Source organism: Dongia sp., assembly GCF_041906375.1.
Classification (GTDB): domain Bacteria; phylum Pseudomonadota; class Alphaproteobacteria; order Dongiales; family Dongiaceae; genus Dongia.
The window spans coordinates 701,246-724,684 of the sequence record NZ_JAYRJJ010000001.1 but is presented as its reverse complement, the minus strand read 5'-3'; the positions used below and the strand labels follow the sequence as shown (position 1 = coordinate 724,684).

14 protein-coding genes are annotated in these 23,439 nt (G+C 63.2%); 6 read left to right on the top strand and 8 right to left on the bottom strand.

Annotated elements, in window-relative coordinates:
* The first annotated feature begins 7 nt into the window (after nt 1-7).
* Complete coding sequence (accD, locus tag ACE3OA_RS03300) at nt 8-868, top strand: acetyl-CoA carboxylase, carboxyltransferase subunit beta (protein ID WP_374307837.1); 861 nt, start codon at nt 8-10, stop codon at nt 866-868.
* A 5-nt stretch (nt 869-873) separates the two neighbouring features.
* Entirely contained in the window at nt 874-2,193 is a 1,320-nt protein-coding gene (locus ACE3OA_RS03295; protein ID WP_374307835.1) for a folylpolyglutamate synthase/dihydrofolate synthase family protein, read from the top strand.
* Here ACE3OA_RS03295 and ACE3OA_RS03290 read toward each other — a convergent pair whose 3' ends face one another.
* The 7 genes from ACE3OA_RS03290 to tsaE all read right to left on the bottom strand — a co-directional run bounded on the left by ACE3OA_RS03290 (nt 2,194) and on the right by tsaE (nt 14,901).
* Nucleotides 2,194-5,358: an adenylate/guanylate cyclase domain-containing protein gene (locus ACE3OA_RS03290; RefSeq protein WP_374307833.1), complete on the bottom strand. Its 3,165-nt coding sequence runs from the start codon at nt 5,356-5,358 to the stop codon at nt 2,194-2,196.
* A gap of 128 nt (nt 5,359-5,486) precedes the next feature.
* On the bottom strand, nt 5,487-5,807 hold the full coding sequence (gene trxA / locus ACE3OA_RS03285) for a thioredoxin TrxA (RefSeq protein WP_374307831.1): 321 nt from the start codon (nt 5,805-5,807) through the stop codon (nt 5,487-5,489).
* Between the two features lie 157 nt (nt 5,808-5,964).
* On the bottom strand, nt 5,965-9,531 hold the full coding sequence (addA, locus tag ACE3OA_RS03280; RefSeq protein WP_374307829.1) for a double-strand break repair helicase AddA: 3,567 nt from the start codon (nt 9,529-9,531) through the stop codon (nt 5,965-5,967).
* Nucleotides 9,528-12,578, bottom strand: a complete 3,051-nt coding sequence (gene addB / locus ACE3OA_RS03275; protein ID WP_374307826.1) for a double-strand break repair protein AddB — start codon at nt 12,576-12,578, stop codon at nt 9,528-9,530. The genes addA and addB overlap by 4 nt, the downstream gene beginning before the upstream one ends.
* Nucleotides 12,579-12,610: 32 nt before the next feature.
* Entirely contained in the window at nt 12,611-13,348 is a 738-nt protein-coding gene (locus ACE3OA_RS03270) for a nucleotidyltransferase family protein (RefSeq protein ID WP_374307824.1), read from the bottom strand.
* 13 nt (nt 13,349-13,361) lie between these two features.
* A complete protein-coding gene (locus ACE3OA_RS03265; protein ID WP_374307822.1) occupies nt 13,362-14,384 on the bottom strand; it encodes an aminoglycoside phosphotransferase family protein in 1,023 nt (340 codons plus the stop codon).
* A 7-nt stretch (nt 14,385-14,391) separates the two neighbouring features.
* On the bottom strand, nt 14,392-14,901 hold the full coding sequence (gene tsaE / locus ACE3OA_RS03260) for a tRNA (adenosine(37)-N6)-threonylcarbamoyltransferase complex ATPase subunit type 1 TsaE (RefSeq protein ID WP_374307818.1): 510 nt from the start codon (nt 14,899-14,901) through the stop codon (nt 14,392-14,394).
* 112 nt (nt 14,902-15,013) lie between these two features.
* On the opposite strand from tsaE, the gene ACE3OA_RS03255 reads away from it, so the two are divergent.
* The 4 genes from ACE3OA_RS03255 to ACE3OA_RS03240 all read left to right on the top strand — a co-directional run bounded on the left by ACE3OA_RS03255 (nt 15,014) and on the right by ACE3OA_RS03240 (nt 21,013).
* Entirely contained in the window at nt 15,014-16,027 is a 1,014-nt protein-coding gene (locus ACE3OA_RS03255) for an NAD(P)/FAD-dependent oxidoreductase (protein ID WP_374307816.1), read from the top strand.
* Between the two features lie 155 nt (nt 16,028-16,182).
* On the top strand, nt 16,183-17,448 hold the full coding sequence (locus ACE3OA_RS03250; protein ID WP_374309204.1) for an ATP-binding protein: 1,266 nt from the start codon (nt 16,183-16,185) through the stop codon (nt 17,446-17,448).
* Nucleotides 17,449-17,456: 8 nt separating this feature from the next.
* Nucleotides 17,457-20,459 (top strand): PAS domain S-box protein, encoded by a 3,003-nt coding sequence (locus ACE3OA_RS03245; protein ID WP_374307814.1) that lies wholly within the window; start codon nt 17,457-17,459, stop codon nt 20,457-20,459.
* Nucleotides 20,456-21,013: a response regulator gene (locus ACE3OA_RS03240; protein ID WP_374307812.1), complete on the top strand. Its 558-nt coding sequence runs from the start codon at nt 20,456-20,458 to the stop codon at nt 21,011-21,013. The genes ACE3OA_RS03245 and ACE3OA_RS03240 overlap by 4 nt, the downstream gene beginning before the upstream one ends.
* On the opposite strand, the gene ACE3OA_RS03235 is transcribed toward ACE3OA_RS03240, so the two are convergent.
* Nucleotides 21,010-23,271 (bottom strand): PAS-domain containing protein, encoded by a 2,262-nt coding sequence (locus ACE3OA_RS03235; RefSeq protein WP_374307810.1) that lies wholly within the window; start codon nt 23,269-23,271, stop codon nt 21,010-21,012. The two genes, ACE3OA_RS03240 and ACE3OA_RS03235, sit on opposite strands and share 4 nt — an antisense overlap.
* Between the last annotated feature and the right edge of the window lie 168 nt (nt 23,272-23,439).

Here is a 23,439-nt window from a genome sequence, read left to right as displayed (position 1 = left end):
GAACAGCATGAGCTGGCTCACCAATTTCGTGCGGCCGAAGATCCGCAAGCTGGTCCAGAAGACCGACGTCCCTGAAAATCTGTGGGATAAATGCCCCGCCTGCGGCCAGATGATCTTCCACCGCGAGCTCGACGCCAACCAGCGTGTCTGCACCCATTGTGGCCACCACATGCGCATCAATGTGAAGGCGCGCCTGGAACTTATGTTCGACGAGGGCAAATACGAGCGCATCGACCTGCCCAAGGTCGCTCTCGATCCGCTGAAGTTCAAGGACCGCAAACGCTACATCGACCGTCTCAAGGAAGCACAGGCGAAGGCCGACGAGCAGGACGCCATCGTCGTCGCCTATGGCGCGATGGCCGGCGCCGACGTGGTGATCGCCGCCTTCAATTTCGACTTCATGGGCGGCTCCATGGGCATGGCGGTCGGTGAAGGCCTGGTGGCTGCGGCCGAACTCGCCGTCTCGCGCAAGGCTGGGCTCGTCGCTATTCCCGCCTCCGGCGGCGCGCGCATGCAGGAAGGTATCCTTTCCTTGATGCAGATGCCGCGTTCGGTCATTGCGGTGGATCAGGTCAAGGAAGCGGGGCTTCCGTTCATCGTCCTGCTGACCGACCCCACCACCGGCGGCGTTTCTGCCTCCTTCGCCATGCTGGGTGACATCCAGATCGCCGAACCCGGCGCCCAGATCGGCTTTGCCGGCGCCCGCGTCATCGAGGAAACCATCCGCGAGAAACTGCCCGAGGGCTTCCAGCGTGCCGAATACCTGCTGGAGCATGGCATCATCGACCTGGTCATCGCGCGCAAGGATCTGCGCGAGCAGATCGGGCGTGTGATCTCGCTGCTGACCAAGAGACCTGCCGCGGCGTGATCTCCATGGACCACGGCCGATCCAGCGACATCGTTCTCGAGCGTCTTAACAGACTCCATCCCAAGATTATCGATTTGGAGCTCAGTCGCGTGCAGCGCTTGCTGGCTGCGGTGGGACATCCGGAGCGTCACCTGCCTCCCGTCGTGCATGTGGCCGGCACCAACGGCAAGGGCTCGGTCATCGCCTATCTGCGTGCGATCCTCGAAGCCGCCGGCTATCGTGTCCACACCTATACCTCGCCGCATCTGGTGCGCTTTCACGAACGCATCCGCCTTGGCGGTAAGCTGATCGACGAGCATGCCCTCATAGCGCTCCTTGAGGAATGCGAAGCCGCCAATGGCGGGGTCCCCATCACCTTCTTTGAAATCACCACGGTCGCGGCCTTCCTCGCCTTCACGCGGGAACCCGCCGATATCGTGCTGCTGGAAACGGGCCTCGGCGGCGAATTCGACGCGACGAACGTGATCGACAAACCGCTGGCATCCGTTCTAATGCCGATTTCCTTCGATCACACCCAGTTCCTTGGCGACACCTTGATCAAGATCGCCAAGGCCAAGGCCGGGATCATCAAGAAGGGCCGGCCGGCTATCGTCTCGCCGCAGCCGGACGAAGCCATGGCGGTGTTCGAGGCAAAAGCCGCTGAACTCCAAGCGCCCATGTACCGCTTCGGCCACGAATGGCATTGCGACGGCGATCTCAAAACGGCACTCCGCTTCACCGACAGCCGCGGCCCCCGCATCTATCCGGTGCCAGGCCTCGCCGGCCGTCATCAGTTCCGCAATGCCGGCTGCGCCATCGCGACGACGGCGGTGCTGAACGGCTTCACCATTACCGACGCGCATATCGCACAAGGCCTGCGTAACGTGACCTGGCCCGCGCGCATGCAGCACCTCACCAAGGGACCGCTGGTCGAACGCCTGCCCAATGAAAAATGGGAATTGTGGCTGGATGGCGGGCACAACGCCGAGGCCGGCGAAGTCATCGCCGCCATGTTGGCGGACTGGCGCGCCCAGGACGGCAAGCCCGCCCATCTCATCTTCGGCATGCTGAACACCAAGGACCCGGTCGCTTTCCTCAGTCAATTGGCACCGCATGTCGAAGATATGGCGGCGGTAGCCATTCCAGGTGACCATGCCAGCCTTTCGGTCGAAGAATGCGTCACCGCCGGCGCCAGCGTCGGATTGCTGAGCCAGGGCTATCACTCGGTAGAAGCCGCCTTGCGCGCGATCGTCGATGCCCATGACAGCGGCATGGCGGAATCGCGCCGCATCCTCATCTGCGGCTCACTCTATCTTGCCGGCACGGTCCTCGCCGAAAACGACTGATCAATCTGGAAACTCGAGGCGAAAATCGACCAGCCTTGCCTGTGCCGCAAGCGCCGCCAATTGCTGGCTGGCGCCGAGGTCGCCCGGTTCCCGCTGCAGTCGCGCCAGCAGGCGCGCCCGCTCGATGATCATCTCGACATAGGGTAGCGGTTCGGCAGCGGTGAATTGAGCGAGGTCGCCGGCATAACGTTCGACACGCTCCCATTCGCCCGCCACAATTGCCCAATCGATCGCAAACGCGCGGAAAAAGATGTGATTGTGCGCCATGCTGGTCTGCCGCAGCAGATCTTCGCCCCGCTCTACCGCCAGGCGCGCAGCGGCACCCGGCCCCAGAATATTGGCATGGATCGCCTCGATAAGCGCTCCGGCAAAGCCCAAACCCGTCTCTTCGGCGAGCCTCAGCGCGCGCACGGATAATGCCTCGGCGGCGGCAGACTCGCCTGCCATCCTGCGCGACATCGCCAGCACGATGGCGGTGATCGATTCATAACGCTTGGCGCCGATTTCGCCGGCCAATCTGAAGGCCGCCTCGGCCGGTCCCGCCGCGTCGGTCCAGCGCCGGGCGCTCATCAGGGTGAAAGCCATGGATTCAAGACCGAACATGCCGCCAAAACGATCGCCGATCCGCAGAGCCGCTGCGCGCGCCTGTTCGATTTCGCGCAAGCCCTCGTCGAACCGGCAATAGAAGACCTGGCAGTTGCCGTACATGGCGCGATTGGTCGGAACGATGCGCATGAGGCCAGCCGCCTCCGCGATATCGATGCAGGCGCGGAAATGCTCTGCGGCGCCGGCGTAGCGACCCTGCATGTAAAAGGCGTCGCCGATGCCGCTTTCCGCCCGCGCCAGCCATTCCGCGGTGCCGGATCGTTGCGCAGCAGCCAAGGCACGGCTGTGACAGGCCAGGCATTCCTCGCCATCGCCACGCGCGAAATGGAGGTTGCCTCGCAGGTAATGGATCTCGGCGAGGAAATCGGGGTCATCTGCCGCAAGTGGTTCCGCCTGCGCAAGGCTGTGGAGGGCATTTTTGATATCGCCAAGCTGCCGGTCGCAGGCGGCAAGGCCGACAAGTGCGCGGCATTGGTCGAGCGGGGCCGGATTCGCATCGAGCGCAATGGCGAAGGCCTTCCGAGCGGCCTGTGCCTCGCCGATGTCAAGATGCCGGCGGCCAGCCACGAGGCCCAGGCGGCAGCGATCCCGGTCGCCCTGGGCAATCTCCAGGCCGCGCGCAGCCAGTCGCGCAGCCCGGTCGAGATGATAGAGCCTGCCTTCGGCATCGGCGGCCCGCGCATAAGCAGCCGCTGCTTCCGTAGCCTCGGCCCGGTCAAGATGTTCGGCATGAAGGATCAGATCGCGGTCGGCATAGAGTGCGGCTGCCTTGCGGTGGAGCGTGCGCCGGCGTTCGCGCGTAAGCGCCGAATAGATACCGTCATGAATGAGGGCGTGGGTGAAGAGATAGCCGCCGGGAACGGGGCGCAACAATTGCCGCCGCAGCATAGACGCAGGGTCGAAGCCAGGGCGGTCAAGGAGATTGGCAAGATCCGCGCCACTGAACTGCTGACCGAGTATCGAGGCTGCCTGCAGTGCCAGCCTCTCAGCCTCCGGCAATTGGTCAAGTCGCGCCAGGACGACGTTCTGCAGCGAGTCCGGCAGGTCTCCGACTTCGCCGCTGAGGCGATTGCGCAGCAACTGCTCGAGGAAAAGCGGATTGCCCTCCGCGCGCGCCACGCAATGCCGGGTGAATTGGTCGAGATCGGTGGCGATGTGCCGCGACATTTCCAGAGCTTCCATTTCCGACATCGGCGCCAGATCGATCGAGATGACATGGCCGTGGCGCAAGCTGGCACGCCACGTCGCGTCGATCGGGTCTGGATCGGTGCGGCTGGTCATCAGCAGCGTAGCGCGAATCGTTGCCGCCTTGTCCGCGAGGGCCGCGAGCGTGGAAAGGAAATCGGCATCCGCCCAATGGATGTCCTCAATGGCGATCAGGATCGGCCGATGTGCGGCCGCCTCCGCGAGAAGACCGGCCATCGCCTCGGCCCGGACCGCCTGCCGGGCGGCATAACCCATCGCCTCGAGCCGGCGCTGCTGGTCAGCGTCCAGCGGCCGGTCGATCAGGGACGCGACGACGGTATAGTGCAACGGATCGAGATGTTCGATGCCGCCGGTGGCCTCGGCAAGGGCGCGCGCCAGTTGCCGGTGCGGATCGCGCTCGGCACCCAGACCGAAATCAAGGATGCGCAGGATGATAATGTGAAAGCTGCGGCGGCGCGCGTGGCGCATCGCCTCCTCTGCAAGATGCGACTTGCCGATCCCCGGGACACCGCGAACAAGCAATGCGACGCCTGTCCCATCAGACCGGCTGGCGGTGAGCAGAGCATCGATCTGGGCGATCTCGGCACGGCGGCCGATCAATGGCCGGCTGCCGCGCCCATTTTCGCCCAAGGATGCGCCGACGCGATAGACCGTGACCGGTGCCGACAATCCCTTGATCGGCTGCGCACCACACGATTCCAAATGAAAGTTCTTGGCAAGGTGCTGGGCGATTTCCGACGAAACGAGGGTTTCGCCTGGACCGGCCATCTCCATCAAACGCGCTGCCAAATTGACCGCCTGCCCCACGACCGTGTAGCTGCTATGGGCGACACTGCCAAGACCGCTGGCGAGGACCTCGCCGACGGCGACACCGATATGCACGTCCATGGGCCGGCCGACGCTTTGGGAGAGTTCTGGCATCGCGGCATGGATCGCCTGTGCGGCACTGACCGCGCGTTGCGGGTCGTCGCCATGGGCAATAGGCGCGCCGAACAGCGCCATTACATTGTCGCCCATATGCTTGTCGATGCGCCCGCCGAATTGCAGGATGATTTCGTCGGCGATGGCAAAGAAACGCGCCAGCATGGCGTGAGTCTCTTCCGGATCGGCCTTCTGCACCAGCGCCGTATAGCCGACGAGGTCGACGAACAGCACGCTGACGGGCCTCCGCTCGGCGGCCGCTTCGCCGGCCTCTGCTTTCCCGCCGACGGCGCGACCGCAGCCACCGCAGAAAACGTCGGCCGGTTCATTCACGAATCCGCAGCTAGGGCAGGCGCGCGGCAAGGCAACGCCGCAGGCGGTGCAGAATTGACGCCCGGCCTTGTTCTCGGCAGCACAGCTGGCACAGATCATGATCCTGTCCGCATCGCTGGAAGACAGCAGCTTGCGCCGTTGCCCGCCACGCGGCAAGCGGACAAAGAAAAACCCCGCCGCGGGCAGTGCCGCGGCGGGGTTTTGTCGATTGGCTAAAGGGGCGCCGGTCAGATGACCGAATTCACCCATTCCAGCAGCTTGCGCTTCGGCTCGGCGCCGACTTTGGTCGCTGCCACCTGGCCGTCCTTGAACAGCATCAGGGTCGGCACGCCGCGGATGCCATATTTCTTCGGCGTCTGAGCGTTGCGGTCGATGTCGACCTTCACGACCTTCAGCTTGCCGTTCAGTTCCTGCGCGATCTCCTCAAGTGCCGGTGCAATCGATTTGCACGGGCCACACCATTCCGCCCAGAAGTCGACCAGCACAGGCTGCGTGGACTTCAGGACATCGGCGTCGAAGCTCGCGTCGCTAACGTGGGTCGTGCTCATCCCGTCTTCCCTTTCAATGGAGCCGCCGCGCCTGCGGTCGCTCCAGTTTTACACATGAACGTCGCCTATTTGCGGATGGCGTCGTATGCGGATGAATCTATGGAGGGGGATCGGCACCGTCAAGGTGAGCAGGCGCTGCGACAGGCGGGCTTGCTTCCTATGCATAACTCGCCAGGAGCGATTCGGGGATCGCCATCAGGCGCGGCTCGGCGCTCCAAAGCAGGTAGCAAGAGATTGTATGATTTGGATAAATTTTCATCGCCGCAGCGCGGTAAAGGGCTAGCTGCCGGAGGTATTGCGGCGAGACATGTTCCGGCTGCATGGCTGGCGGCCGATTGCTCTTGAAATCGACGATGTGGCACGTCGTCGCCGTGACCACCAGCCGGTCGATCTGCCCGCTGACGATCTGGCTGCGCCCGTCCCGCCCCATGATTTCCGCCACGATCGGCACCTCGGCACGCGATCCCGGCGCAAAAAGAAGGGCGAATCGCGGGTCCTCCAACACGTCCATGACCTCGGCCACCAGCCCGTCGAGCATCGGCCCGTCCGCATTGAGGCCGCTGGCGCGATTGACATTGGCCAGCCATCGCCGTGCCGCTTCGCGCCGCGTGGCGACCGCCATCTCCGGCAGAAGCTGGAAGAGCTTGTGGATGACAAGGCCGCGCTGGAAACGGAAGCCCTGGTCCCGGCCGAGCGGCGAGATCAGCGTCGCATTGTCCGGCGTGGTTGTCGTCTCGCTACTGGGTCGCGACGGGATGAGCGGTCGCGGCGGATCCGGCTCCGCCTCCGCCTCCGCCGGGTGCAGCGCCCAATCCCGAAACGGGATATCAAGATCAAGGCGAAGACCGGCCTTCGCCGATTTGGTTTCCGCGGCGTCGCTCTGCGGCGTCGTCAGCTGCAGCCAATCGCCTTCCCAACCATCTTCGTCCTGCCATTCCCTGGCACCGCATCTCCTGACCGGCGCCCCATCCGCGAGCAGGTCGATGAGTGCGTCCGAAACGTGGTCATGCCAGCTGTTCTGCGACTGGTTACGCTCGCCGCGCCAACCGCAGACATAGAGGCGGTCCTCGGCCCTGGTCAACGCCACATAGAGCAGTCGATTCTCTTCCTCCTCAGCACGCGCGCCGAGACCTGCCCGGGCCTTGGCGGTAACGGGGACATCCAGGCTGCTGCGCGCCACCCAGACCGGCAAATCCGTTTCCGATTCCAGCCAGAAGAGACCCGGGCGGGGTGGCCGCTGCCGGCGTTGTTCTGCGAGGAACACGATCGGTGCCTGCAATCCCTTCGAGCCATGCACGGTCATGATGCGCACCTGGCCACCACCATCGTCGCTGAGCTCGCGCTTCACTTCCGCCTCAGATATCTCGAGCCAATGGCGGAAGCCCTGCAGCGAGGGCGGGTTGTTGGCCTCAAAAGCCAAGGCAAGGTTGAGCAGTTCGTCCAGCGCCTCGCTTACCTGCAGGCCGAGGCGCGCATGCAGCCGCTTGCGGCCGCCGCCGGCCGAAAGCAGCTCGGCGATGAGCTCGTAGGGGGTCAATCGCTGGGCGCGCTCCTGATAGGCGGTGAGGAGTTGCACCGCCGCGGCGCAGGATTCGCTTCTATCCGCCGCGCGGCGAAGCTCGTCCCACAAGCTGTCCTTCCCGCGCGCCACACAGAGGTCGAACAATGCGGTTTCATCAAGGCCCACGAGCGGGCTCTTCAGCAACGCCGCGAGATTGAGATCGTCTTCCGGCAGCAGCAGGAAATCGAGGAAGGCCAGAACGTCCCGCACGGCAAGTTCGGAGAGGAGTTTCAGGCGGTCGATGCCGGAAACCTCGATCGCCTGTGCCTTCAAAGCCTTCACCAGCGCCGGCACGAAGGCATTGCGCGAACGCACCAGGACCAGGAAATCGCCGGGTCGCACCGGACGCCCACGCGCCGGCAGAATGTCGCCGGCGGAAATCATGGCGGCGATGCGGGCAGCCATCGTCCCGGCAAGGCGCGTGATCGGATCGGTCCGGTTGGCGACGACCTCGGGCGGCGACCAGGCGAGCGGCAGATCGGGCAGCAGGGGAATGGAGAGTGGCCAGATCTCGACGAGGCCAGCAGCCCCGCCACGCGCCGCCAGATGATGGATCGCTTCGGCCCCCGGCTCGATGACGCCCTGCTTCGCATCACTGGCAAAGACCCGGTCGACCAAGGACAACACGGCCGGGCTGGAGCGGAAAGAGACGTTCAGTTCGACATTCTCGAACGGCGTGCGGGAATCGCCACGGCTTGTCGATTGATCGAGCTGGCTGGCGAAGTGATCGCGCGCATCGAGAAAGGCCCACGGTTCGGCGCCCTGGAAACTGAAGATCGATTGCTTGAAATCGCCAACAGCAAAAATCGACCTCGGTTTTTCGCCTTCCTTCGGGTCGGCGCGACGCCGTTCGGTGCCCTTCCCCCCGATCAGTTCGGCCGTGATCGACTTCAGGATCTCCCATTGCACGGGGCTCGTATCCTGACCCTCGTCGATCAGCACGTGGTCGATGCCGCCGTCGAGCTTGTAGAGCACCCAGGGTGCGATACCGGGGCGCGCCAGCAGGTCGCGCGTGGCGAGAATGAGATCGTCGAAATCAAGCGCCGCGGTGCGCGCCTTGAGATTCCCGAAGCGCGCCATGAGATCGAGGCCGAGGATCATCAGGGCGGTGGAATCCGCCAGGATTTCGATGGCATTGAGGCGTTCGATGACAGCGAGCAGGCGCTGCGTTTCGGCACGGAGGATGTCATCGACATTCGGCAATGCGGAGAGGGCTCCCTTGGTTGCCAGTTTTTCGCGGATATCACCGTCTTTCTTGAAGAAGATATCCAGATAGTCCGTAAATCCATCGATCCGCTTCTCGGGTGACGCTGAGAGCCAATTGGCCAGGCGCCCTGCACGTTCCACATCGGTCTTGGCACCGGCTTCGAGCGCTGCGATAGCGCTGCGCAAACCGGCGCCGTCAAATGCCGATTCTTCTACTGCCAAAGCCAGAACGGTTTCCCGGGTGGCTGTCGCATCGATGCGCAGCAATCGCGCCAGCGCCTGGCGATAGCCGGTAATGCCGCCCATGCGCTGCTGCAAGGCCAGAAGCTTCGCCCGCGCGCCCAACAAGTCGCCAAGGACACGGTCGCTGGTGAATTCGCCGGCGCGATCTGCCAGATGCGCGAGCGCGGCGCTGAGTTCCACATTGTGGCCCGTCCGCGCGGCATTCAGCATGTCTTCGCGCGCCTCGAACAGCAGCGCCTGAGTGTCGCGTTCTTCGATCAGGCGGAAATGCGGTGCGATGCCCGCTTCCAGTGGAAAGCGCCGCAGCAGGGACTGACAGAAGGCATGGATCGTCTCGATCCGCATGCCACCCGGCGCGTCCAGCACCTTGGCAAAGAGGCCGCGTGCTTTCGACTTGTGGGTGGCAAGCGCCACGTCGCCGAGCAATTCCTTGAGCTGTTTGTGCAAATCCGCTTCCGGGATCGAGGCCCATTCAGCCAGGGTGGTGGCGACACGGTTCGACATTTCCGCCGCGCCCGCCTTGGTGAAGGTGAGGCACAGGATGCGTTCGGGCCGCGCACCGTCGAGAAGCAGGCGCAGCACGCGGTCGCGCAGAACCTTGGTCTTGCCGGACCCGGCCGAGGCGGAGACCCAGACGGAAAGTGCCGGGTCGGCGGCGCGGCGCTGATAGTTCGTCGCGAGTTCGGTCGGTGTGAGGGAAGGAACGAGCTTCATGACTCGCCCTCGCTCGACCATTCGGCATAGCGGGCAAGATGCGCGTAATCATTATAGGTCAGCGCGAAACCTTCACGCGGCTCGGCGACATAAGCGGACGTGTCGTCGCTGAAATGCGCGACGAGCGCCTTCAGCCCCTGAAAGGCGTCGACCGCCAGTGTCATCGGATCGACCGGCGCCTTGCTGCCCGGTTCCTTGATCGGCACCACGGCCGATCCACCCCGCCCACCCTTGAGATGCCAGAATTCCATTGCCGCCACCGGCGCCGTCGGCACGCGGTCGAAGCCACCCTGGCTGGCGATGGCGGCTTCCAACGGCAATTGCGGCGAGAAGCCGAGGGCCACGTCCTGGGCGCTGGGTGGCTTGCCGGTCTTGTAGTCGATGATGGTGAGGCGCCCATCGCGCTGGATATCGAGCCGGTCGGCCTTGGCTGTCAGTGTAAAGGGCGGTGTCACGCTGTCGATCGTCAGTCGGCCGCTACTTTCTGTGACGATTGACGCAATGCCTTGTTCGCGGGCGCGCATCTCCGCCACGAACCAGGCCGCCATCTGCCGAAAGCGTGGCCACCAGAAGGCCCAGACGGCCGGTCGCGCCATGTGCTGGGCGAACTCCGCCTCACCCACCTGTAGCAGCCGCGCCTCGGCATCAGCCGGCAAAGGCAGCGATGTCTCTTTGAGGAAGCGGTCGAGAATGCCGTGGAAGAGATTGCCGAGATCGGCCGCACCGGCATCCTGGTCGAGCGGATCGAGCGGTTTCAGACGCAGGATGCGCCGCGCATAGAGCACGTACGGATCACGCATCCATTTTTCGATATCGGTCACAGGCAGTTCGGTCGGGCGATATTTGGCCCCGGGCCGTGGTTCCGGCCGGCCGATGGATAAGAATTCGCGCGGCCTGTCGATGCGCGCCTGCCAGCCGCGATACTGGCTGGGCCCCTCGATCGGCTCAACCAATCCCAACGCACGCAGGAAAGCATCGAGGCGCAACAGCCAGCGCGACGGCACACTGGGTTTGCCGCCGACACGTTGTGCCCGCGTCATCACCACCTGCGGCGCGCCGAGTGCCTGCTGGAAGTCATGGGCGGCAAGGCCGATCTTGCGCTCGAGCGCCGGCAGGCCGAATTCCCGCCGCATGGGCCGGCTAAGCCATGGATCGACGGCCACATCACCCGGCCAGATGCCTTCATTGAGGCCGCCGAGGATCATCAGATCGACCTGCTGCAAGCGTGCTTCGAGCGGCCCCCAGATGAAGAGGCGCGGATGCAGGCCGAAGCGTGGCCGCACATCGACATTGTTCATCAATTCGCCGAGCAGGGCCGCATACGTTCCGGCATCGACCGGTTCCATGCCGGCCGACGCCTGCAGCATTTCGGCGACAAAGCCGGCCAGGGCTTCGCCCGCCTCGCCTTGCCACAGGAAATGGCCGCCCTCGCCCTCGGGGCGCGCGGCAAGCGCCTCAGCGAGCTTCACATGCGCGCTCAGTCGGTCGGCGAGAGGCATCGGCGCCGACCAATCGCCGACGGCGCCAATGATACCCTTGAGCCGCTCAAGCAATGCGCGCAGCGCCATACGATCCGGCCCCTCGAAGAGGTCGGCGGCGGCAAAGGCAGCCTCAAGCCCGCCGAGCCCCGGTCCAGGCCTCGGCCCGCGCAGGATCTTGCGTTCCAGCAGGCGGATCTGGCGCTGGAACTCCGCATGCGGCATGCTGGCGGCCGCCAGCGGATGTTTGGCCAAGGCCAGCAGCGGGACAGGGGCCAGATCTTCAGCGAGCGCTTCGGCCACCAGATGGAAGAACAGGCCAGTGCCCGTCATCGGCAAAGGCGTGCCGGCGGAATCGTCGATGACGATGCCCCAGCGCCGCAACTCCGCCGCCACGCGCCGCGCCAAGCCACGATCGGGAGTCACCAAGGCGGCGCGAAAAGGCGCCGGCTGCGCCACGGCTTCGCGCAGCATCAGGGCAATGACGCCGGCCTCTTCCTGTTCGGTGCGACAGTCGATGCGCTGTACATCGCGCCAGGCAAGGTCTGCCGCGGGCCGCAATTTTGCGGCGACGGCCGGCCATTCAGTCGTGGCATCAGCAGGCAACAATGACGCACTGACAATCCGACTGCGGATGGCGGGTGCCGGGCGCCGCGGTCCGTCCGGCAGTTCATGCGGCCAGGTCCAGACGGAGGTCGGCGCCGTTTCCAACCGTGCCAGCAGTTGCGCCAGACCGAATTGCGGATGCGCCGGATCAACGGAAATCTGCTGCCATTGTGCCGCATCGGCGTTGCTGTCGAGACCGGGCAGGACGACGAGCCCTTGCGGCAAGCCCGCAATCGTCGCGATGAGGTCGGCGCTGGCTGGAATCGAACCGGTCGAACCGGCGGCGATGATCGGATGCTGCGGTGGTTGTTCACGCCACAGCCGAGTCTGCCGCTCGAGCAGCAAATTGCGCCGCCTCGCGGCATCGACGGCACCTTCCGCTGCCAGGATTTCCGGCCAGTTCTGCTGCAGGATATCAAGGAAGCGCAGGGTGAGTTGCCAGTGCTCCGCCAGCTCTTCCGGCGCCAGCCCGCGGATGTCGGCAAAGTCGAGCCGTTCGGTCTCGACCTGGTCGAGCAGGCGCGCCAGTTCCGCTGCCAGACGCGCCGCCTGATCGAAAGACATGTCGCCGCTAGGCAAAGTCGCCGCCGCTGCCCCCTGCACCAGACGCGCCAGCAACAGATGCCGCCGCATGGACGGCATCGCCGGCGGCAGAGGTTCGGCCAGATCCTCGCCCAAGGTGAGATCGAGGGCCAACCCCTGCAAACCGAGTTCGCTGTCGTCGAGATCGCCGAGCGGCATCAGCCGTGGCAGCATCAGGGCCCGCCCGCCGCTGGCCCCCATGCGCAGGAATGCTTCCTGCACGGCACGGCAGGCGCGGCGATTCGGCAGCAGGACGGTGATGGCGCTGAGTCGCAAGGGATCGTCCGCCGTCTCGCGCATCAGGCCAAAAGCCATCGCATCGACAAAGCTCACGCCCGTCGGAATGCAGCAGACATGCGACTCGCGGTCGAACAGCCCCATCGCCCTCACCTGTTTCGGCGAGGCAGCTTGGCTTAGAATTTGATGCCGTGGAAGCTCAAATGCCGCTCGACATCCTTGAGATGCTGCGGGGTCGAGACATGATACCACTCGCCGTCATGGCGGAGGCCAAACAGGCGGTCCTCCTCGATGGCGCGGTCCCACACGACATTGGTCGAGAAGGCGCCTTGCGGCGGATCGCGGAACAGGCGCGGATGGCAGATCTGGATGCCGGCATAGAGGAATGGCGCCACCTGCCATCCCAGGCGCCGGCGCACCCGCCCCTCCTGATCCAGGATGAAATCGCCCTTGCCGTCATAGCCGACCGCCGAGACGGTCGATTGCAGCAGCAGCAGCGCATCCATACGCGCATCGTCCCAGTTCTGCGCCAGGCGCAGCAGCGCATCAGTCTTGCCGTTGAGCCAGATGATTTTGGCATTGATGGCGAAGAAGGGCTCGTCGCCCAGCAACGGCAGCGCCTTTACGATGCCGCCGCCCGTCTCCAAAATCTCGTCTTCTTCCGAATAGACGATCTCGATATCGCGCCGGTCCTTGAGATGGGCGCGAATCCTGTCGCCCAGATGATGCAGGTTGATCACCGCGCGCTTCACGCCGACCGCCACCAGGCGATTGAGCACGACATCCAGCATCGGCACGCCCAGAACCGGCACCAATGCCTTCGGGACGGTATCGGTGAAGGGGCGCAACCTGGTGCCGAAGCCGGCGGCCATCACCATGGCGGTCTGCGGCACTTTGACGGAAGAGTTGGGCAAGATCTCGAATCCTTCAGGCGGTGGCGATTGCTGCGCGCGCGGGCGGCGGCAGATGGCGGGCATACCAGGCAGCGACCGGCGCCATCACCGGATGCTGGATGTCGTGGGCGACGAGTTCCCAGACGCGCGGCATGAAACGCTGGTACCAGGGCTTGCCGTCACGCTTCAGGAGGCGCGCGAAGGTCCCGGCAATGCGCGTGTTACGCTGCGCGCCGATGATCGCATAGGCCGCCATATAGGCGTCGCGATCGATCGCCGGATTGGCGGCAAGATAGCGCTCGATCATCCGCGTCATCAGGTTCCAAGGCACGTTGCGGCGGACATCCTCCAGGAGCGAAACCAGATCGAAAGTCACCGGTGCCAGCACCGCGTCCTGGAAATCGAGCAGCCCACAAGCGGCGATTCCGCTGCGCCCTTTCACGACCAGCAGGTTATCGACATGAAAATCGAAGAGCGCGATGTTCTTTGGAGCCGCCTCGCGCTTCGGCAACACCTGCTGCCAGGCGGCGACGAATTCCGCCCGCACGTCGCCCGGCGCCGGCGTGCCGAAATGCGCCGGCCAATACCAGTCGAGCAGCAGTTGCACTTCACGCAATGCCCGCGCATCGTCGAAGACCGGAAGGTCTGCAAGCTCTGCTGCTGGCATGGCACGATGCAGGGCGATCAACGTGTCGGTCGCCAGCGCATAGAGCGCTTCCGGATCGCCACCGGCATCAAGTTCCCGCGTGTAGGTCTGATCGCCGAGATCCTCCAGCAGCAGGAAGCCAGCTTCGGCATCTTCGGCAAAGATTTCCGGGGCGCTGAAGCCGAGGGCTTTCAGCAGGCGGCCGATGCGTACGAAGGGGCGCACATTTTCCATCGGCGGCGGCGCGTCCATCAGCACGGCTGTCTTCCCACCCAGGGTAAGCCGGTCATAATGGCGAAACGAGGCGTCGCCGGCCAGCAGGCGCAGATCCGCTTCACCCCAGCCGGCCTCGGCCAGGAGGCGGTCGCGGCGCAACAGGCGCGCTTCGGCCGTCATGGTTGCTGCATTCATATCCCTGTCACTCCCCCAACAAAGCCGATCTGAAGCCGGCGAGCCGCCCGGCCCAATCCCCGTTCCCCGCGATTGTCAGCCACCGCGAATCACCGCTGCCAAGCGGCGACAGAGTCACGTCGAGCCGCCGGCGTGGCAAGAGCGAGCCCAATCGCTCCGGCCATTCGATCAGCGATATCCCCTCGGCGAAGGCCTCTTCGATTCCCACCTCATAGGCCTCTTCCGCCGTTTTGAGGCGATAGAGGTCGAAATGCCAGATCTCGACCGCTTGGCCGTCGATGTCGGCCGGATAGGTCTGCACCAGGGTAAAGGTCGGACTCGGCACGGCCTCCTGCGCGGGGACCAAGGCGGCAATAAAACCACACGCAAGCGTGGTCTTGCCGGCACCGAGGTCGCCCCAAAGGGCGAGAATGTCGCCAGGCCTTGCAAGCGATGCCAATACCCCACCCGCCCGCGCGGTCATATCCGCATCGGCAAGCTCTATTTCCAGCAGTTTTTCAGGCGCAACTGGCTTCATGGCGTCGGTTTGTAGCCGCCCGGCGACCTTGCCGCAACGGCCTTCGTACCGGCAGATTTGCCCATTTATTACAATATGCTAAAGGATGTCCCGTAATTCTCGGGAGGTTGCCATGAGTGCAGTTCAACAGACCGATGTGGTCATCATCGGGGCGGGGCCGGTCGGCCTCTTTGCCGTGTTTGAATGCGGCATGCTGAAAATGCGCTGCCATGTGATCGATGCCCTGGAAAGCACAGGTGGCCAATGCGTCGCCATGTATCCGGAAAAGCCGATCTATGACATCCCGGGCTATCCGTCGATCGATGCCGCAGCCTTGATCCAGAAGCTGGAGGAACAGGCGGCCCCCTTCCATCCCACCTATCATCTGGACCAGCAGGTCGAGAAGGTGACACAAACCGGCGATCGCTGGCTGGTCGAAACCAATACCGGCACGAAGATCGACACCAAGGCGGTCATTATCGCCGCCGGCTGCGGCGCCTTCGGCCCCAACCGCCCCCCGCTCGACCATCTGGCAGAGTATGAGGGCAAAAGTGTCTTCTATCTGGTCAAGCGGCGTGAGGACTTCCGCGGCAAACGCATCGTCATTGCCGGCGGCGGCGATTCAGCACTCGACTGGACCATCTCGCTCGCCGACATTGCCGAGAAGATCTATGTGATCCATCGCCGCCCGAAATTCCGCGGCGCCCCTGAATCGGTTGCCCGCATGGAAGCCCTGGCCAAAACCGACAAGGTCGAGCTGGTGGTGCCGTATCAGCTGCACAGCCTGGAAGGGGCTTCCGGCCGTCTCAGTGCGGTCAATGTAGCGACGATGGAAGGCGAGATTCGACGGCTTGAGGCCGATACATTGCTGCCCTTCTTCGGCCTGGCCATGAATCTGGGGCCGATCGCCAGTTGGGGCCTCAACCTCGAGCGCAATCACATCACCGTCAATCCGCAGAATTGCGCCACCAGTGCGCCGGGAATTTTCGCTATCGGCGACATCGCAACCTACCCCGGCAAGCTCAAACTGATTCTCTGCGGCTTTGCCGAAGCTGCGATGGCAGCCCATGCCGCCCACCCCCTGCTGCACCCGAATGAGGCCCTTCATTTCGAGTATTCTACATCGAAAGGCGTACCGGGTTCCTGACCGGCTAATAGGCCATTATTCTTAAGCTTTTTGCCGCAGCGCGTCTTTATTTTGCCTTAACACTCTTTTGCCAAGGTGATTTTGAAGACGGGCACTGGACAGGCGGTTCGGCGCCCAAAACGCATGGGCATAACGGGTTTCCAATCTTGACCACGGTGGCTCCAGTCAAGGCCGATCCGGCAGCGACAATGGGTGACGAAGTCGGCATTGCGCCGGCTTGCGCCGATTGCTGGCAGATTCTGATCGTTGATGACGACCCGGATGTGCATCTCACCACCGAATTTGCCCTCGGCAATGAAATCGTCCTCAATCGCTCCTTGAACTTTCTCCACGCATACTCCGCGGCGGAAGCCGAGGAGGTACTCACCAAGTTCAACGACATTGCCGTGATCCTGCTCGACGTGGTCATGGAATCTGATGACGCTGGTTTGCGCCTGGTCCGCACCATCCGCGAGAAGCTGGACCTGTCGGCACCGCGCATCATCCTGCGCACCGGGCATCCCGGCTATGCCCCGGAACACGACATCATTCGCGATTACGATATCGACGACTATCGCACCAAATCGGAACTGTCCCGCGTGCGGCTCTTCACGTCGGTAGCGACCGCCTTGCGCGCTTTCGATCGGCTGCGCCAGCTGATCGAGGCCAATCACCGGCTGGAGCGGATAACGCGCGACCTTGAAGTTCTCAATATCGATTATCTGGAACAGCGCGAAGCGGCGCTGAGCGCCGCCCAGGCCAAGTCGCGCTTTCTCGCCAGCGTCAGTCACGAATTGCGCACGCCGCTCAACGCCATCGTCGGTTTCAGCGAACTGTCGCTGCGGGCCCTCAATGAGGGACGCCCAGTGCCGCCGGCCTATATTGAGGACGTCCTGGAAGCCGGCAGGCGCCTCACCGTGCTGGTCGACGATATCCTCGATTTCAGCCAACTCGATTCCCGCAAGCGCCAATTGCTGGCGGAACCGGTCAACATCCAGGAACTGATCGATTACCAGCAGGAACTGTATCTTGGCGAAGCGACCCGGTTGGGACTCAAGCTTGTGGTCAAGAGCGGCGATCGGGACCACGTCTGCGTCCTGGACCGCAGTTCGCTCAGCAAAGTTCTCGGCCACGTCATCTCCAATGGGCTGCGCTACTCGCCGCGCGGCGAAACGGTCTCCGTCGATTGGAGCTATGGCGATCACACACTCAGCATCTCCGTGCACGATCACGGGCCTGGAATCCCGAAGTCAATCAAGGAGAATCTCGATGAACCGTTCTCCATCGGCCAGGAGGTTTTGACCAAGGATGCGAGCGGATTGGGTCTCGGGCTGACCATCTGCCGGCATCTCATGGCCATGATGGGCGGCCGCATTTCGATCAAGGACCGCGAGGGTGGCGGCACCCGCGTCATCCTGTTGCTGCCGGACCTGGCGAATTAGGTGCGCTGGTGAGCTTGGCATTCGGCCGGCCAGACGAACGCGCAACGGTTTCCACCGACACAATCGCCTTCCTGGCAGATCTGGCGCGCCTGCCGGAAGTTCAACAAGGCGACCTAGACGCCGTCGCCCTCATCATATGCGAACGTGCGCTCCGACTGGTCGAGGCCCGCTATGTCAGCGTCTGGATGCTCAATCCGGAACGCACTCATCTGCGCAGCATCGTGCGCCTCGACAGTGCCACCGGGAAAAGGTGTCCTGACACCGAACTGCCCATCGACAACATCAGGGACGAACTGGCAGCCCTGCAACTGGCCACCCATATTGTCAGCGACAATGCGATGGATGACCACCGCCTCACGGGGGTCCACGATGGATATCTGCGACAATTCGGCATCACGTCGCTGCTGGAGCATGTCATCCGAGTCTCCGGCACCGATGTGGGCTTGCTGAGCTTCGAGCGCACCGGCGCGGCATCGCCCTGGCAACCGGCCGACCTTGCTCTGGCTCGCGGTCTTTGCAGCTATCTCGCCCTCACCGCCGTCAATCGACAGAAATTGGCGCTGGAAAGGAAATCGGCGCAAACCGCTGCCTTGCAGTCGGCCATCCTGGAAAATGTCGCCTACGCGGTCATCGCCACTGATCTCAACGGTACCATTACCTTCTTCAATCGAGCGGCAGAGCAGATGCTCGGCTATCGCTCCGCAGAAATCGTCAACAGGACCACACCCGCCATCTTTCACGATCCGATCGAAGTTCAGGTCCGGGCCGCTCGCCTATCCGTCGACCTGCACCAGGCGCATCAACCAGGCTTCAGTGTCTTCACGGCCAAGACCCTCGCGGGTGAGTCCAACGAAGAGGAGTGGACCTATATCCACCGCGATGGCCGTCGATTTACCGTCCTGCTGTCGATAACGGCAATCCGCGATCAATCGGGCAATATCAGCGGATTTCTCGGCATTGCGTCCGATGTGACTGAAAGGAACCGCGTATCGTCGCGCCTGCGGCAGTCCGAAGAGATGCTGTCCCGCGTGTTGCTGCAATCGCCGGACGCCATTCTTATCACCGCCCTGTCCGATGGTAGGATCCTGGAACTCAACCCTGGCTTCATACAGATCACCGGTTATACCCGCGCCGAGGCCATGGGCCGCACGACGATCGATCTGGATGTGTGGGCCGATATCAATGAACGCAACGCCATGCTGAAGCAAGTCCGCGAGAATGGCGAAGTAAAGTCGATGCCGGTGCAGATAAAGAGGCGCGGCGCGAACATTCGACAATGCGTCCTTTGGGGGCGCACCTTCGAGTATAACGGAGTCGATGCGCTCCTCACCTCGGTACACGACGTGACCGATATCAAGGAAGCCGAACAGAGCGCCAAGAATTCTCAGCGTATGCTGCGCTCCGTGCTCGACGCCATTCCCAGCCGAGTCTATTGGAAAGATCGTCACTCGACCTATGTCGGATGCAATGCACAATTCGCTCAGGCGGCGGGCCTCCGCGACACCGCCGCTGTCCTAGGTAAGACCGACCTCGATCCGGATTGGTACCGGGGGCCGCAGGATCGCCTCAATGATGAGATGGACCGGCGCGTCATGGCGACGAAGCAGGCTGAAGTCAGCGTCCGCCAGTCCTATCTCGGTGCGAATGGCGTGCAAAGCTGGATCGACGTCAGCAAAGTACCGCTCCTCGATGATGCCGACAATGTCACCGGCATTCTCGGCGTACAGCACGACATCACGGATCAATTGCTCAGCGAAGAACAACTCCGCGCGAGCGAGGAGAAGCTTCGTTCGTTGTTCGCGTTGAGTCCGCTCGGTATCAATCTACAAAGTATGGACGGTCGGGACATCGAGGCAAACGATGCCTTTCTGGCAATCGTCGGCTATGACCGCGACGAGATCACCAAGAAAACCTGCTACGACCTGATATCGGCGGAATTCCTGGGTGATGAGCCTGCCCGCTTGCAGAGATTGAAGGAAACCGGCCTGATCCCCGCCTATGAGAAGGCCTACTACCGCAAGGATGGATCGCTGGTGCCGGTCTCGACGGTAACGGTGCTCGTATCAGGGCCGGATGGGCAGGAGTTCAAATGGACCATCGTCGAGGACATCACGATCCGGCGGCAAGCGGAGGCGGCACAACGTCGCCTCAATGACGACCTAGAACGCCTGGTGGCCGAGCGGACGGCGGAACTGCAGACCGCCATGGAAGGCCTGATGCGCGCCGAGAAGCTCGCGTCGCTCGGCAGCTTGGTAGCCGGTGTCGCGCACGAAATCAGCACGCCGGTCGGCAATGCCAGCCTCGCCACATCCACCCTTGTCGGCGCCATCCAGGAATTCGAGCCGCAAGTGAATGGCAAACTCAGCCGGACGGCGCTCGACGGATTTGTGCGGCAGGTCAAGCTAGGTGTCGATATTGCGAACCGCAATATCGAGCGTGTCGCCAACCTCATCCAAAGCTTCAAACAGGTGGCGGTCGACCAGACCAGTTCCCAGCGCCGGCAATTCCAGCTGACCGAGGTGGTCGACGAGATCCTCACGACCATGCATCCCAGCCTGAAGCGCGCCGCGGTGCATCCCGAAGTTTCAGTCGCGCCGGATCTGGTGCTCGATTCCTATCCCGGACCGCTCGGGCAGGTTCTGACCAATCTCATCAACAATGCCCTCGTACACGCCTTCTCCAAGGATGCCGCCGACAAGACCTCATCGCGCCGGATTTCGATCAAGGCCAGGGCCATCGACGGACAGGCTCTGCAACTTGACGTGGCTGACAATGGCGCGGGCATGGCGGCCACCGTTCTCGGGCGCATATTCGATCCGTTCTTCACCTCGAAGCTCGGCCAAGGCGGCAGCGGGCTCGGCCTCCACATCGTTCACAATATCGTCACAGATGTGCTGGCGGGATCCATTGCCGTCGAGAGCGAACTGGGCCGCGGCACCACGTTCTCTATCGTGATCCCGCGCGTCACGCCAATCGCCACAATCGCACCGGATCAGGGAAAGCGCGCATGACCTTGCCGCCGCAAGCCCCCATCGCGGACGGCGATGCAACGGCACAATGGGCAATCCTGCGGCTGATGCCGCAGACCGATGACGATCTGTTCGCGTTCGACGAACAGGAAGAATCCGATATCAGCCAGAAATCCGTGCGGCCCTGGTCCATCATGATCGTCGACGACGATTCTGAGGTGCACCGGGCCATCGAACTGGCCCTGATGATGGTCAGAATTCATGACCGGCCGCTGCGGTTGACCCATTGCAGCTCGGCGGCGGACGCCCGGCGTACACTTGAGAGCAGCGCGAATCCGGTCGACCTGATGCTGCTGGACGTCGTCATGGAGACCGTGGATGCGGGCTTGACGCTGCTCGACGAAATGCGGACGCGGCCCCATACGCAGACGCTACCCGTCCTGCTCCACACGGGACAGCCGGGCCAGGCGCCGGAAGAGATGATAAGAGCGCGCTACGATATCAGCGGCTATCTGACCAAGACGACGGTGACCCGCCAGAGTCTCATTGCAGCACTCGAGACCATTCTCGGCGGTGCTACGCTGGGTGAGCGCTAGGCGCCGTTCAGCGGCAGCGCGCAAACGATGCGGCGCCCCTGCGGGCCGGTCTCGGTCACCAGCCGTCCGCCATGCATTTCGATGAGCGTCCGGGCCAGGGCTACACCCAGGCCCCGCGTCGAGCTGCGAGCCTGCGAGGAATCAGAATCCGGACCGACATCGACGCCGAAATCATCCTGCGCACCCTGCACGGCGACACTGATATCCAGCGTTTCCTCGCCCCGCGCGGCCTTCACGATGATGGTGCGCCCGCCAGGTGCAGCGCCGATCGCGGCACTGAGCAGATTGCCCAGCGCCTGTTTGAGGCGCTGCGGATCGGCGCTGATCACGCCGGCATCATTATCCGCGTCGATCACCAGTTCGATGTTGCGTGAACGCGCCCGCTGCTGGAACAGCCGTGCAATGGATTCGGTAAGCTGCCTGACATCGACCTTGGTTGGTTCGAGGTGGATATAACCTGCTTCGATCGCCGCTACGTCGATCACGTCGCCGATCATCAGGATGAGGTTCTGCGCCGAATCCAGAATGGCCGAGGCGTATTCGAGTTGCCGCTCGTTCATTTCGCCGAAGTACTGCCGCGCCAGCAGTTCCGCATAGCCGATGATGGCGTTGAGCGGCGTGCGGAATTCGTAAGAGACGTTGGCAATGAATTCCGACTTCAGGCGGTCAGCCGCCACCAGCGCCTCGTTGCGTTCGGTGAGCGCGCGCTCCATGTTGATGCTGTCGGTGACGTCGGTATATTTGAAAAGCCGACCGCCATCGGCCAGGGGAATGGCGGCGATATCGATGATCTTGCCGTCGATGCGTTCAAGGCGCCAGTTCTTCACCTCACGCTCGCCGATATTGGAGACGATGCGCCGCCGCAGCTCTTCCCAGTTCGGCTTGCTTTCGAAGAACGGCTTCACCGCCTCGACGATCTGGCGGACATGCGGCTCACCTTCAAGATCTTCCGGCTTCAGATTCCACAATCGCTCAAACGCCGGATTGTAGAGCTTCAGCCGGGCATCACCACCGAACACGGCAATACCTTCGAAGAGATGGTCGATGGTCTCCTTCTGCACCTCGATCAGCGTATTATAGTTCCGCTCGAGCGCCAGCTTGTCGGTCACGTCCTCAAAGGTGAGGATGACGCCGCCGAAGGGATGAGGCGATGCCAGCATGCGGTAGGTAGCACCGCTCGGCACATGCATCAGATCCTCGAACGGCGCGATCACCGACATGACTTGCCGGCTCCACTCCTGCTTGAAGGAGCGGAAATCCGCCTGTTCGGGTATCTGCCGCCGCTCGCGCAGCATGTCGAGCACCTGGTCGACGCTGGGTTCGAGGCGCAGGAAGCCGGCATCGAGATTGAACATCTCCCGGAACGCCGTGTTGAAGAATTTGACCCTCTTGTCGGGGCCGAAAATGACGATGCCGGTCCCCAATGCCTGCAGCACATCATCATGCGCGGCGATGTGGCGAGCCAGTTCCGCATGGCTTTCTTCAAGCTGCGTCTGGTCGAGCGCAAAGCCGATGACGGTGCCGTCAGGCAGCGGCACTTCGGTGAGATCGTAGAGGCGCCGCTGGCCCTTGACGACCAGCTGCTGGCTTTCCGACTGAGCCAACCCCACGCGCTGCGCGCGCTTGGCCAGCGCTTTGGCCGCGGCATTGATCTCGCGGCCTTCGCCGATGATACGTTCGACAGGCAGGTCGTGAATATGCGCAAAGGCCGGATTGCACCAGGCGATGGCGAGGTCGGTGCCGCGCCGCCACACGGGATAGGGCAATTGCTCGAGCAGCTGCGCCAGCGAGGCGGCCGTCTTCAACGCATGGCCCGAGGCTTGCTCGAGCGGGTCGACGATGTCCGAGATGTCGCTGAGCCACAGATGGCATAGATCGCCGCTGTGCGCGCCGACCCAGTACAGCCGCATGCCGGCACCCGGACTCGCCACGAACGTGAAACCGCGCGCCTCCTTCTCCAGCGACATGATGGCATTGAGCAGTTCCGCCTGATCGGCTGGCTTCATCCCAGCCACGAGGTCGGCGCGGGTGCAATCGCCCTCCGGCAGACGCAGCCATTGCCGCGCCAGCCCATCGACAGTGGCGCGACCGCCCTTTTCCCATGCGATATGCGCCAATGGTGCCGTTGCCCATTGCGCTTCGGCCGCAGCGATCATCCGGTCGCGGGCGGCAATCTCGGCCCTGGCCTCAGCAAGCTGGGTTTCGAGGTGGCGTCTGGCACTGGCAAAGCGCCAAGCCTGGGCAGCGGCCGCAGCCAAGCCGGCTCCCAACAATCCCACGCCCATCCAGAGAAGCAGCGAGTCGCCCATGGGGCAGCACTGTACGGGTGAGCGATTCAGGTGACAAGTCGCCCATCGGCCGGCAGGGCGGAAATGAAAAGGGCGCCCAGCCGAACCGACGGGGCGCCCTATGCCATTCTAGATTAT